At 39.3% G+C, this 13376-nt stretch carries 13 protein-coding genes; 9 read left to right on the plus strand and 4 right to left on the minus strand.

Annotated features, from left to right (window positions below; genetic code table 11):
• The first annotated feature begins 138 nt into the window (after positions 1–138).
• The 5 genes from bfr (AC2IOM_RS14615) (at position 139) to AC2IOM_RS14635 (ending at position 5101) form a co-directional block, all read left to right on the plus strand.
• Complete coding sequence (gene bfr / locus AC2IOM_RS14615) at positions 139–609, plus strand: bacterioferritin (protein WP_054979786.1); 471 nt, start codon at positions 139–141, stop codon at positions 607–609.
• 3 nt (positions 610–612) lie between these two features.
• Positions 613–1095: a bacterioferritin gene (gene bfr / locus AC2IOM_RS14620; RefSeq protein ID WP_475154553.1), complete on the plus strand. Its 483-nt coding sequence runs from the start codon at positions 613–615 to the stop codon at positions 1093–1095.
• Positions 1096–1365: 270 nt separating this feature from the next.
• A complete protein-coding gene (locus AC2IOM_RS14625) occupies positions 1366–3606 on the plus strand; it encodes an acyl-CoA dehydrogenase (protein WP_486360202.1) in 2241 nt (746 codons plus the stop codon).
• Between the two features lie 299 nt (positions 3607–3905).
• Positions 3906–4283 carry a cytochrome b562 gene (locus tag AC2IOM_RS14630; protein ID WP_486360203.1) on the plus strand — a complete coding sequence of 126 codons (378 nt, stop codon included), beginning with the start codon at positions 3906–3908 and terminating at the stop codon, positions 4281–4283.
• Between the two features lie 176 nt (positions 4284–4459).
• Positions 4460–5101 (plus strand): outer membrane beta-barrel protein, encoded by a 642-nt coding sequence (locus AC2IOM_RS14635; protein ID WP_486360204.1) that lies wholly within the window; start codon positions 4460–4462, stop codon positions 5099–5101.
• Between the two features lie 42 nt (positions 5102–5143).
• Here AC2IOM_RS14635 and AC2IOM_RS14640 read toward each other — a convergent pair whose 3' ends face one another.
• A complete protein-coding gene (locus AC2IOM_RS14640) occupies positions 5144–5746 on the minus strand; it encodes a DUF6058 family natural product biosynthesis protein (RefSeq protein ID WP_054979791.1) in 603 nt (200 codons plus the stop codon).
• Between the two features lie 146 nt (positions 5747–5892).
• Here AC2IOM_RS14640 and dapA point away from each other — a divergent pair, with 146 nt between their 5' ends.
• Positions 5893–6807: a 4-hydroxy-tetrahydrodipicolinate synthase gene (gene dapA, locus AC2IOM_RS14645; protein ID WP_105172936.1), complete on the plus strand. Its 915-nt coding sequence runs from the start codon at positions 5893–5895 to the stop codon at positions 6805–6807.
• A 106-nt stretch (positions 6808–6913) separates the two neighbouring features.
• Positions 6914–8179 (plus strand): DEAD/DEAH box helicase, encoded by a 1266-nt coding sequence (locus AC2IOM_RS14650; protein WP_054979793.1) that lies wholly within the window; start codon positions 6914–6916, stop codon positions 8177–8179.
• Between the two features lie 136 nt (positions 8180–8315).
• Here the strand turns inward: AC2IOM_RS14650 and AC2IOM_RS14655 are convergent, their stop codons facing one another.
• The gene (locus tag AC2IOM_RS14655) at positions 8316–9905 is read right to left on the minus strand and encodes an AbgT family transporter (RefSeq protein WP_100915145.1); all 1590 of its coding nucleotides are present in this window, start codon (positions 9903–9905) and stop codon (positions 8316–8318) included.
• A 104-nt stretch (positions 9906–10009) separates the two neighbouring features.
• The gene (locus AC2IOM_RS14660; protein ID WP_486360205.1) at positions 10010–10795 is read right to left on the minus strand and encodes a Rossmann-like fold-containing protein; all 786 of its coding nucleotides are present in this window, start codon (positions 10793–10795) and stop codon (positions 10010–10012) included.
• 118 nt (positions 10796–10913) lie between these two features.
• On the opposite strand from AC2IOM_RS14660, the gene rluF reads away from it, so the two are divergent.
• Together rluF and AC2IOM_RS14670 are read left to right on the plus strand one after the other, a co-directional pair.
• The gene (gene rluF / locus AC2IOM_RS14665; RefSeq protein WP_100915147.1) at positions 10914–11795 is read left to right on the plus strand and encodes a 23S rRNA pseudouridine(2604) synthase RluF; all 882 of its coding nucleotides are present in this window, start codon (positions 10914–10916) and stop codon (positions 11793–11795) included.
• A gap of 195 nt (positions 11796–11990) precedes the next feature.
• The gene (locus tag AC2IOM_RS14670) at positions 11991–12971 is read left to right on the plus strand and encodes a hypothetical protein (protein ID WP_486360206.1); all 981 of its coding nucleotides are present in this window, start codon (positions 11991–11993) and stop codon (positions 12969–12971) included.
• On the opposite strand, the gene AC2IOM_RS14675 is transcribed toward AC2IOM_RS14670, so the two are convergent.
• Entirely contained in the window at positions 12968–13333 is a 366-nt protein-coding gene (locus tag AC2IOM_RS14675) for a hypothetical protein (protein WP_486360207.1), read from the minus strand. The genes AC2IOM_RS14670 and AC2IOM_RS14675 overlap by 4 nt on opposite strands.
• Positions 13334–13376: the final 43 nt, after the last annotated feature.

Below are 13376 nucleotides of genomic sequence, written 5' to 3' on the forward strand. Positions count from 1 at the left end.
TTCAATAGCCTTTAAAATTGCTTAAACATTTTAGCTAGGTTATTGAATTTTTAATATAAAAACAGTCTTTTAGAACCCTTGTTTCTCATTTTATATGCGCTAGAGTTATTACATCTAGTATCGCGTAGAGTAATCGTAATGAAAGGAAATAAAGACGTACTGGTAACGTTAAATCAAGTGCTTACACATGAATTAACGTCAATTAATCAGTTTTTTTTACACGCACGTATGTTCAAAAATTGGGGCCTAGAGGAACTAAATGAAAAGGCCTATAAAAAATCAATTAAAGACATGAAACAAGCGGATGATTTAATTGAACGCATTTTATTCTTAGAAGGTTTACCAAACCTTCAGCATTTAGAGCGTTTGCGTATAGGCGAAAACGCTACTGAAATGCTTGAATGTGACCTCGCTATGCAAATGGACCAAGTTCCTTTATTAAAACAAGCAATCGCACTGTGTGAAGACAAACAAGATTATGTTAGCCGAGAATTGCTCGAAGATATTTTAGAGTATGAAGAAGATTATATTGATTGGTTAGAAACACAGCTCTCACTGATCGGTAACATCGGTATTGAAAATTACCTACAAAGCCAAATTGAGGAGTAAGTGATGAAAGGCAATCAGAAGATAATTGATTTACTCAACCGCCAGCTTACACTTGAGTTAACGTCAATGGATCAGTATTTGGCGCACGGTAAAATTTACGAAGATTTAGGCATTGAAAAACTACACAAGCAATTAGCCCACGAATATGAGGAAGAGCTAGAGCACGCCAACAAATTGATTGAACGTATTCTATTTTTAGAAGGTTCACCGGACACAGCGTCACGTAAACCAATTAACGTTGGCAGTAATGTGCAAGAAATGCTCGAAAACGACTTAGCAGCAGAACACACAGTTCAGCAAAGTCTTATCGAAATCATTAAAGTATGTGAAGACGAAAAAGACTATGTGACACGGGAAATACTCGAAACCTTACTTGATGATACTGAAATGGATCATATCTACTGGTTAGAACAGCATCTGAACTTAATTAAACTGATTGGATTACCAAATTATATTCAGTCACAAATGAAAAGTGATACCCCCTAAAAAAGGCCTTTATGGCCTTTTTTATTATCGCGCGGTTTTATAGTCTTGTTTAAATTACAGCCTGCGCTTTGCTCTGCTGCGCAAATTTACCCCACAAAAACATGCTCAAATAACGTTTCAGCGTACATGTGTGTCTATTTAAAAATTGCATTAAATCAAATGGATAGTTGTTAAATGTAATAAATTTATTAATTTTTTTAACTAGAGTAATTGATCTAAACAAAATTTTATGACGTAATGTATAAAAATTATCTGGTCGGATGAGTAGCCGTGAGTTTAAGAACAAGTTTGAAAAAAGTATTACCAAGTATCTCTGTAACAGAGCAAGAAGCCTTAGATGCAGGCGATGTTTGGTTAGAAGGTTCTATCTATCAAGGTAAGCCTGATTTTGATGCGTTACGTGCAGTGCCTGAAGCAAAACTAAGCGATGAAGAGCAAGCATTCCTAGATGGTCCAGTAGCGCAATTGTTAGACATGATTGATGAAACTGAGATCCAAAGTTCAAATCATTTACCTGACAATATTCTAGAGTTTATTAAATCAAATCGCTTCTTTTCACTGATTATTCCTAAACAGTATGGCGGTTTAGAGTTTAGCCCATATGCGAATTCAACGATTGTTGCGACTATCGCCACCAAAAGTACAGCTGTAGCAGTAACCGTAATGGTACCAAACTCACTTGGTCCGGGTGAGCTATTAATGCACTATGGTACAGAAGAGCAACGTCAGCACTACTTGCCTAAATTAGCTATCGGCCAAGATATTCCATGTTTTGCCCTAACAAGCCCTGAAGCGGGTTCTGATGCTGGCGGTATTCCAGACCAAGGTATCGTAACTATGGGCGAATACCAAGGTAAACAAGTACTTGGTTTAGAGCTAACCTGGGATAAGCGTTATATCACGCTTGCACCAATTGCAACGGTACTTGGTCTTGCGGTTAAAGTAAAAGATCCACAAGGTTTACTTGGCGGCGAAGAAGATTTAGGCATTACTTGTGCGCTAATTCCAAAAGATCATCCAGGTGTTGAACTGGGTAATCGCCACAACCCAATGGGCATTAAATTCTACAATGGTACAACACGTGGTCAGAGTGTTTTTGTACCGATGGAATTTATCATTGGTGGTCAAAAGAACATTGGTCGCGGTTGGCAAATGCTTGTAAGTTGTTTGGGCGCGGGCCGTGGTATCTCATTACCAGCGTTAGGTTGTTCAACTGCCCACGTAGCACTTAAATCAGCGTCAGAATACGCAGCAGTGCGTGAGCAATTTGGTTTAAGCATTGGCTTATTTGAAGGTATTCAAGAAAAATTGGCAGATATTGCGGGCAAAACGTACTTACAAGAAGCAATGCGTGTATTAACAACAGAAGGCTTGGGCTTAGGCTTAAAACCATCAGTAGTAACCGCAATTGCAAAATATCATATGACAGAGCTTGGCCGTGATGTACTAAATTCTGCGATGGATATTCAAGCCGGTAAAGCAATTCAATGCGGTCCGCAAAATACCTTAGCGCAAGGCTACCTTGGTCAACCAGTTGCAATCACAGTAGAAGGTGCAAACATTCTTACGCGTAACCTAATGATCTTTGGTCAAGGTGTAATGCGTTGTCACCCACATCTACAAAGCATGGTTGAATCAATTCACAGTACTGAAAAAAATGCAGACGCTACGTTCCGCGGCTTGTTAACTAAAACAATTGGTTACAGTGTTGGTAACAGTTTAAGTGCATTTACTAAAGGTTTACTGCCATTTACTGCAGGCGCGAAGTCAAAACTGTCTGAAGTGCGTCAGTACGAAAAAGCGGTCAATAAACTTTCAGCAAAACTTGCGGTATACGCAGACTTCTCATTACTTGTACTTGGCGGCAAACTTAAGCAAGCTGAACTACTATCAGCGCGCTTAGGTGATGTAATGAGTTATTTATACGCAGCAATGGCATCAATTCGTTACTATGAGCAAAAAGTATCTGCTGAAGATCGTGCTCAAGCAGCACCATACTTCCATTACGCAACGCGTTGGGCGATTGCACAAGCTGAAAACGCTATCAGCGATTTCTTAGCAAACTTCCCATCTGGTGCAACACGTAAGTTTATGCGCTTGATCACAGTAACTTACTCAGAAAGCTCAATGCGTATCAATGATGATTTGGTAAGAGAACTTGCGCATCAGTGTCAGTTAAATACCAAATTTAAAAAGCAATTAACGCATTTAGTGCATGCTTCGAATGGCGATGGACACGACATTAATCAACAAGCGTATCTCGCTAAACTAGAGTGTTTAGATATGCTAGCTAAGATTAAAAAGTCGCTACGCAAGAAAGAAATCAAAGCTGGCGTACGCTTCGCTGAAACACTGGATAACGCCTTGGTAGCAAACGTTATTACGGCAGATGAGTATAAAATGCTGGTCGACTACAACGTAAAACGTGAGCTTGCAATACGCGTTGATGAATTCGACTTTGATATGAATTTACTAAAGCCTGAACAGGCAAAGCTAAAACAAGTTAGCTAATTAGAATCCTAACGTACTTGCAAAGCCAATCCATGTGATTGGCTTTTTTTATGTTCTTGTTACAATAGGCGCGATTTTTAATACCAATTCTGCTGAGTGTGAGACTAGGGATAGCGCTGGATAAAAGAAGTGATACCAAGGCGGAATATCTCTTATGTAGCTGTTTCGCATTGATACATTCTAACGCCGTTAGCATGATATATATTCCGCTATGATGAGCGGCTACTTAAGTGAATTGGTATTAGTATCACGGCACTATTAATTAGAATACTTAGCGATTTAGCTAATAAGAGAGCAGTATGAAAAAAACCTTCCTTTTATCGATTTTTATAATGTGTTTTTCACTCTCAGCTGAACAATCAGAGCTAGCGTTAGTGATGAAAGAAATGGCACTAAGTTACAAACAAGCCAAAACGGCACAAACATCAGATGAGTTGCTTACTCATTTAACTGATATTGAAAAGGCCTTGCGTAAGTCGCAACACATTGGCTTTAACCGTGAATCGCAAAAATCGAACCAAGGAATCGAGCGTGTACTTAAACACGTTGCGTTAATTAAGCAAAACGTAAATGACTTACCAACTGCTAAAAAGCGATTGACCGAAATTGATAAATTACGCAAGCAATATCACAAGATTCATGAGCCCAGTTTCTGGCAGCTATTATTTGGTAACTAACTGTTAATAATTGTAATTTGACTTGATAAATCATTTTTCAATTTGCATTATATTGCGCCGTTATTCGGCGTTTCTTTTATAACCTTGATAACGTCTTAGCGTTTATCTAACAGATAAGAGCGTTTTAATCGGTTCTGGTGTGCGATCACCGTTTTATTTTCATTTTAAGGACAATAATGAAACCCTTAACTTATTTACTTTTTCTCATTGTCAGTGTGTTTTCACTTAATTCATATGCAAAAAACCATAATCAATTTGCATATTACGGTTTGAGTTTACAACAGCAAAAATTTAAATCGCTTGATTTTAAACCATCAGTTGTGGACGAAAACCTAGGTGAATATAAGTATAAATCCAACGATAGCGGTTTGGGTGCACGGGTTTTAGTTGGCTTTCAATTTAACCGATTTGTTGCTTTAGAAGGCGGTGTGTCGCGTTTTGGGGTAGCCGATTTCAAAGTGACAGAGCAAAGCACCGATAGCAAAGGCAAAAAAACAAGTACGACAAAGCATAAAGGCGAATTTGAAACGTTAGCGGCAGATTTACGTTTGGTCGGTACATTGCCTATAAATGATAAGCTATTTTTAAAAGCGCAAGTGGGTGTAATCGGTTGGGACAATAAAATGGAGCAACTGATATATCAAGATAGCGCATTAGCCACGCAAAAAGTTGACGACCGCGGCACGTCTGTAGTAAGTGGGCTGGGAATCGGTTACGGCATCAGCAAATCAATGGCGCTTACCCTAGATTATGAGAAAACTGAAATCGCTGAAATTAAAACCGATACCTTAAGTGTGTCGTTACTGTTCCGATTTTAGATTTGGTACTTAGCGATATTTTTAATATCGCTAAGTACTCGACTATAAATCTTTCAGGCGCTTGAGTAATTTATGGGCATTTGACACACAATTTAGCTGCTGTGGTGGGTAGCTTAAAGTGCGCTCAAGTAGACGCAAACATTTACTTAACTGTTCGTCGCCTATTTCACAGTTATTAACTAAGTAATCTACCGCTTCTAGCGCAACAATTTCATGTATAAAGCCATTTGCTGTAATAACGCCATATTTACCTGCCAAAAATAATTGCCAATGGTTTTGAATTTGCTCTTCAAGATTTTCAAAGTATTCGGCGTTAAGTTCAAAGCCTTTTGCGGCCAAATCGTTTACTGATTTTGCATATTGCTGATAGAACAAGGTATATGCTTGCGCTGAGCTCAGCTCTGAGTGATTTTTTAACAAATCTATCCATTTAGTATAGCCTCGGGCGTAATACTCTTGCTCTTCATTGAAATCACAAATGCCAAAAAACGAGCTCGACTGCACTTGATTTTTTAAGTGATAGGCGGCGCTTGGCAAAATACAGGCGTCTTGCCACTCATTTAAGGTGTGCTCTTTTACCCCTGTGTGTAGAGAAAGCTGTTTTAACGAGTAGAAATAATCTTCGAAGTATTCGGATATAGCCATTGCAAAATAATTAACTGTATATTTGTACAGTTATCTTATCGTAACTAATAAAAATAACAACAAATTTTAACTAAGACTTGTTACCTACTTACGTGACACCTTGTTTATGGTTAAAATAGTGCAAATTTTTATAATGATAAGTAGCTATGACAAACGTTGCCACAATTAAACAAGCGAGTCTAATCACCGCAATTAAAACGCCTTACCACAGCAATGGCGAAATTGATTTACCCACTTACGACATGCTAGTTGAAAAGCAAATCGAAGCTGGTGTAGATGGCATTATTGTCGGTGGTACAACGGGCGAAGGCCAGTTAATGAACTGGGAAGAGCATTTAATGCTTATCGCCCACAGCGTTAACAAATTTAAAGGCCAATTACTTATTATTGGTAACACCGGCAGTAACAATACTAAAGAAGCAATTAAAGCCACAGAATATGGTTTTGCTACAGGTATGGATGCAGCACTGCAGATTAATCCTTACTACGGACGCACGTCAAATCAAGGGGTTATTGCTCACTTTGAACGTGTATTAGCGATTGGCCCTGCATTTATTTACAACGTACCTGGGCGTACGGGTCAAGATTTAACACCTGATATTATTGAACAGCTTGCTCAGTCAGAAAACTTTATTGGTGTAAAAGAATGCGCCGGTAATGAGCGAATTGAATATTATGAAAGCAAAGGCATTGCATGTTGGTCTGGTAACGACGACGAAGCCCATGAAAGTCGCCATAAAGCCAAATCACATGGTGTGATTTCAGTTACGTCAAATTTAATTCCGAGCGTATTTCGTGAATTAATGGACCGTGAAAATAATGAACTTAATGATCAATGCCAGCAATTAATGGCGTGGTTGTTTTGTGAGCCAAATCCAATTGCGATTAATACCGCATTGGCGTTATCGGGCGCGGTAAAACCTGTATTCCGCTTACCGTACGTGCCGCTTAACGATCAGCAAATCGAAACAGGCATGGGGTTAATGCGCCAGTTTGAAGATAAGCTGGTTGGGGATTCGCTTAATCAACTCGCACAAAGCGATTTTATCGTTACCCCATAACGCCCGTTTTTATAAGAGCGATCTGTTAAACGATCGCTTTTAGCTATTCTGCACAGTACTTTCCTTGTTATAATCAATACAATTCCCTCAATAGGTTTCCAATATTATGAATTTCAAATCCTTTAGCTTTGCTGACTCGATTTTATCAGCACTAGAGAAAATGGGTTATGAATCACTAACGCCAGTACAGAAAATGGCGATACCACATGTGCGTCGTGGTCACGACGTACTTGCAAGTGCGCAAACAGGCACAGGTAAAACAGCAGCGTTTGCGCTGCCGATTATTCAAAAATTACTTGATAGCAACGCTAATGGTGAGTCAATTCGCGCTGTGATTTTAGCGCCGACGCGTGAACTAGTTGACCAAATTGATCACAACATTAAGCAATTTACGGCGTTTAACAATTTAAAGTCGGTTGCAATTTTCGGTGGTGTAGAGCACGACAAACAAATTAACCGTGTTAATAAAGGCTGCGATATTCTTGTTGCAACGCCAGGGCGTTTAATTGAACACTTACGTAAAGGCAATTTTGCGCTTAATAACGCGTGTCATGTAGTACTTGACGAAGCAGACCGTATGCTAGACATGGGCTTTCGCTCTGATATTGAAACCATCTTAGAGCAATGTGACAAAAATAAACAAACATTGTTGTTTTCAGCAACGTATCCGTCGGCAGTTAAACAATTTGCGACAAAAGCACTTAAAAACCCGAAAATTGTTCAGGTAAGTAGAGACAACGAAACGGCGAGTACAATCACCCACGTTGCATATCCCGTATCAAACGACAGAAAATTAGAGCTATTGTCAGAGCTTATTTGTCGTAAAGGATGGAAGCAAGTACTGGTTTTCGTCAACATGAAAGAAGATGTACAGTTAATTGTTGATGAACTTACACAATACGGCGTTACCGTTGGTGTGATGCATGGCGATAAAAGCCAAGGTAATCGTCGCCGCGCCTTACGTGAATTTAAAGACGGGAAAACCACTATTTTAGTGGGTACGGAAGTCGCGGCTCGCGGCTTGGATATTGCCGGACTACCACGCGTAATTAACTTTGATTTGCCGTACCTTGCTGAAGATTATGTTCACCGTATCGGGCGTACAGGTCGCGCGGGGCAAAAGGGCTTTGCTATTTCATTAGTTAGCCGTGAAGAAGAGCACGTACTAGCGCAAATTGAAGACTTAATTCAAGACAAAGTTAAGCGCATTTATTACCCTGGCTTTGAAGTAAGTAACCGCGACGGCTTAATTAAGAAAATCGGCAAGAAAACCTCGCTGCAAAAGCGTATTCGTTCTAACAGAGCAACGCAATACGGTGCAGAAGCTAAAATGCAAAATCGTCAGAAAATCAGAAAAGCATTTAAAAAGTAACAACCAATTTAATATTTCGTTGTTCTTGAGTAGCTGATAAAGCGAAAATTAAATACAAAAAAGGAGCATTTATTGCTCCTTTTTTTATTTCAAATTGTAATAGCTTACGCCAATGGCGCTTAGCAAGCTTAACCTTCTACGGCGTATAGTAGATTGGTGAGTTAGGGCCAACTGGCATACCTAGTACGAATACCCACAAGTAGAATAAACATACCCAGCCTACAAAGAAGAACATTGAATATGGCAGCATGGTTGCGACAAGTGTTCCTATGCCCATATCTTTTTTGTATTTGGTTGCCACCGCGAGTATTAAGCCGAAATAGCTCATCATTGGCGTGATAAGGTTAGTTACCGAATCACCAATACGGTAGGCCGCTTGAATTGTTTCAGGCGCATAACCGATAAGCATTAACATAGGTACAAATATTGGCGCGGTGATTGCCCACTGTGCCGACGATGAACCTAAACTCAAGTTAACCACTGCACACATAAAAATAAACAGTACAAATACTTCAGGGCCAGTTAAGTTTAAGGCGGTTAACATAGCTGCGCCCTTAACCGCTAAGATAGTACCTAAATTGGTCCATTTAAAGAATGCAACAAATTGCGCAGCGAAGAATACCAACACAATATACATACCCATAGAGCTCATACTTTTAGACATGGCATCAATGATATCGCGGTCATTTTTCATTGAACCAACAACGCGACCATACACAAAACCAGGAATAGCAAAGGTTACAAAGATAAATACAACAATCCCTTTTAAGAAAGGTGAACCAGCTACTAATCCGGTTTCTGGGTGACGTAGAATACCGTTTTCAGGCACGATTGTTGTAGCAAGTACGGCACATGTCGCTAAAAATGCAAGACCAGCGTAACGTAAACCTTTACGCTCAACGTCAGTTAAATGGTCGATTTTGTTATCTGCTAAATCAATGCTTGCTTCGTCATTGTTGTATTTACCTAAGCGAGGCTCAACAATTTTTTCTGTTACCCAGGTACCGACAAAGGCGATTAATACAACAGAAACCGCCATAAAGTAATAGTTTGCTTCTGGGCCTACTTCATATGTTGGGTCAATCATTTGTGCTGCTGGCGTTGTAATACCCGCAAGTAATGGGTCAATTGTACCCAGCAACAGGTTGGCACTGTAACCACCAGAAACACCAGCAAACGCGGCAGCAAGGCCTGCTAACGGGTGGCGACCGAGGCTGTGGAAGATCATTGCAGCTAACGGAATAAGTACTACATAACCAAGTTCTGATGCTGTGTTAGACAAAATCGCGGCAAACACCACCATAAACGTTACTAGGCGCTTTGGCGCACCCATTACCATGCCGCGCATTGCCGCTGATAACATACCTGAATGCTCTGCAACACTTACACCTAATAATGCAACGAGTACCGTGCCAAGTGGCGCAAAACCGGTGAAGTTAGTAACAAGTCCAGTCACGATACGTTGTAAACCTTCAGCGCTCATAAGCGATACAACTTCAATCACACCATCTGGTGCACGGCCTTTAGCACCTTCTGGGCGTGGATCAATGGCGCTAACTCCCATCCAATCTGCAATACCACTGAAAATAACAATAGCAACACAGAACATTGCAAATAGGGTGATTGGGTGAGGCAGTAAATTACCGAGGAATTCGACGGTTGCTAAAAAGCGATTAAACAACCCTTTATTTTGGTTATCTTGAGAGTTTACTTCTATCGTTGACATGAATAATAACGGTTAATATAAAAATGCCCGCAACATACCATAATACGTAGATATAACCAAGGCTGATGCGGTTAACCGCGCGTTACTCCGCCAAGCCATGGTGATTATTGCTCTGATAAGAAGCTAAACCACTGTTGTTGATATGAGGCTAGTTTAATGTGTTTTTTTGAAGCGAAATGGCGTTGCTTGTTTTCTTCAGATGTAAACGGGCCCACACGACATAGCGGGCAATAACCAGTGTTATTAAAAGCAAACGGTGTAAATTGATTCATCACCGATTCTGGCTGTGATACATCGGAGTAACAATAAATAAAGCCTTTAGTGTCTTTAACCTGTTTATCTCGGTCAACATTACGAATTTGATAGTCAGGAAAAAGTGAATAGTTAAACGCTTGTTTACCCAAGTAAGCGATAGATGTGTCGCTGACAAGATCAGTTTCAATCTGCCAATGGCTATAAGGTTTAACCTCTTTTGAAGTGATGTAACTGAGACGCGCACCGTTTTTATCTAAAAAGTAGTCAAAACATGCAAGTAAATAATTACGTAGCAAGTTACGATTTACAATATTTTGATTTGGGGCCTGATCAAACGCATCTTTTGACTTAACTGCAGGAACAAGCGGAAATTGAAAAATCACTAAGTCAAACGCACCACAAAGGGTATTTGGCCAAGTTTTAGCGTTCGTTATATCAAGTTCATAATGAACATTCGCATTTAATCGGTTTAATCCGTTAATGCCGTTCTTACTATATTTATTCATGAGGGTTGCTTTCGCATCCAACACTGACGCAGATAAATGTGTTATTTGATGATGAGCAAGTAACGAATACGAAAAGGTGAGGTCGCCATCGCCAATGGTAAGAATACGCCAGTTGGGTTTTAAGAACATAAAATCAAAGTGCTAAAACAAAAACGCTATTCTAACATGTGCATTTACCTGAGAAAACGCAAGCGTTTTAAATGTGGCTGAATTACAATAGCGCCATAGATTATTTAGTTGTTTAGATATGAGTGAATTAAAGCGCTTAAACAAATATATTAGTGAAACAGGTATTTGTTCACGTCGAGAAGCCGATACGTTAATCGCAGAGGGTAAAGTTACGGTTAACGGAACAGTTGCCGAAATGGGCTTAAAAGTATCTGATGCTGATAACATTACGGTTAACGGTAAGTCATTAAAGGCAAAACCAAAACGCGTTTATATTGCATACAACAAGCCTGTGGGTGTTACCTGCACAACCGAAAAGAAAATTAAAAGTAATATTGTCTCTGCGATCAATTACAAAGATCGAATTTTCCCAATTGGACGCCTAGATAGACCGTCAGAAGGGCTAATCTTTTTGACCAACGAAGGCGATATCGTCAACAAAATATTGCGCGCAGGCAATAATCACGAGAAAGAATACATAGTCACAGTCGATAAGGAAATTGACCAGCGTTTTGTTGAAAAGATGGCGTCAGGTATTCCTATTCTAGATACCATTACAAAACCGTGTAAAGTTAAACAACTTGGCAAGAAACGCTTTAATATTATTTTAACTCAAGGGCTTAATCGGCAGATCCGTCGTATGTGTGAATACTTAGGGTTTGAAGTAACTAAGCTCAAACGTGTTCGTATTATGAATGTATCGTTAAATGATTTAGCGGTGGGGCAATGGCGCTTTTTAAGCGACAGTGAAATGGCGCAAATTAATGCATCAATCGCCGATTCAAGTAAAACGCAAGAACGTTCAACGGACCATAATAAAAAAGCGAAGAAAACGTTTAAACCTGTGCTAAACGAAGCCTCAAAAGCCAGCGAAAAACCGCGTGATAAGCGTAAACGACAAGAGCAATCCAGAAAACCTGCAAAGCGCCTTTCAGGCACGTTAAGTTTAAAACGCAAATAAACTATGGGTGCGTGCCACCCATTTTTGCATTGAAATTCCTTTAATAACGCATTTATGTATAAGATTTAGTTATCTTGTCTGCGATTTATTGCACTTTAACCAAGCTGCTATCTTCATAACATATCAACAAAAATTAAGCATAAATGATTACATTAGACTACGCTTTTAACATTAAGTTAAAACCCGAGATAACCTGTGCGTATACTGATTTTATTAGCTTTGTTTGTTGTTTTTTTAGGGCAATTAACGCCACGCTTTGAAATCATCAAATCGATTTATCAAATTGATTTGATAGCCAGTCTACAAACCCAATTTGCGATGCTGTCAATCGCACTAAGTCTACTGTTGGGCTTTTGGAATCGTACCGTAATGGTAATTTTTCTGCTCATTAGTGGATTATTGATTGCTGCAAATTTTAATGCCTATCTTAACAGCACATTGTTTATTAGCAAAACAGAAGAGTTAGTTAACCAACGTGAGGGCGATGCGATACAAGTGTTGCAATACACGTTTGATGATTCACTCGACTTGGCGCTTTCACCGATTTATCAAGAAATAACACAACACAATGCCGGGTTAATAATTCTTTTCAATGTCAATGAATTGCATATCAATCAATTAAAAGTCTTAAGTGAAGGGCGCTTTAATTACGGTATACGCAAAAAAGAAAGCCTGCCGAGTAATATTGCAATTATCAGTAAGTACCCAATCAGTAAAAAGCAAAAAACATCCTTTTTAGATGAAAGAGGGGATTTGGTGTCACTTGGTATAACATTTAACAAGCAAACGCTCGATGTATTTGCAATGCACCCACCAAGACCGACAACAGAGGTTAATTGGCGACGTCGCAATTTAATGTTGAATACATTAGAGGCGCGATTAAATAATGGTGATAATACGTCGCCTTACTCTTTGGTTGTTACCGAGCTGTATACAACGGTGTGGTCTAAGTATTTTCCAAATTTAACGAACTTACGCTCATGTGCTTATACAATGGGACTTTATGGCACTTGGTATGCAAAGCCTTGGTTAAAATCATTGGGTGGGCTAGGTGCAATCAATACAAGTCATTGCTTTTTTAGTTATCGATTAAAAACAAATAACTTAGAGACCCACCAAGTGGCACATTCAGATAATAATATTGTTACGTACTCGGTAACAATACCAACAACTTAGTGACTAAAAATTTTTTGGTATACAAACATCAGGCTAATTAAGATTGCGCTCGCGAGCGGCAGCAAACTAAACATAAGCCATACATCATAACTGACTAAACTACTTGCGCTGAATATATTGCGCACGTTACCAGAGAAAATTAATGACACTGGAAACCAACTTAATGCGGCGTATAGTCCAATATTGGCAATGCTCTGTTGAAAAAATGTTGAATGTGCGATTAATTTTGCAGAGCTGGCAACGGCAACTAGGCATAGCATGATGACAAAGGAGCGGTAGGGAACATGCCAAAATATCTCATTAGAATGTTGAAGAAAATCAACATCTAAAAGAATAAAACACCCGCTGACAAGCGCTGTCATAAATGAAGCTAGCAGACAATATTTATGTGACATGTGAGAGAAA

The sequence above is a fragment of the Pseudoalteromonas sp. NS-SX12 genome (assembly GCF_057367955.1).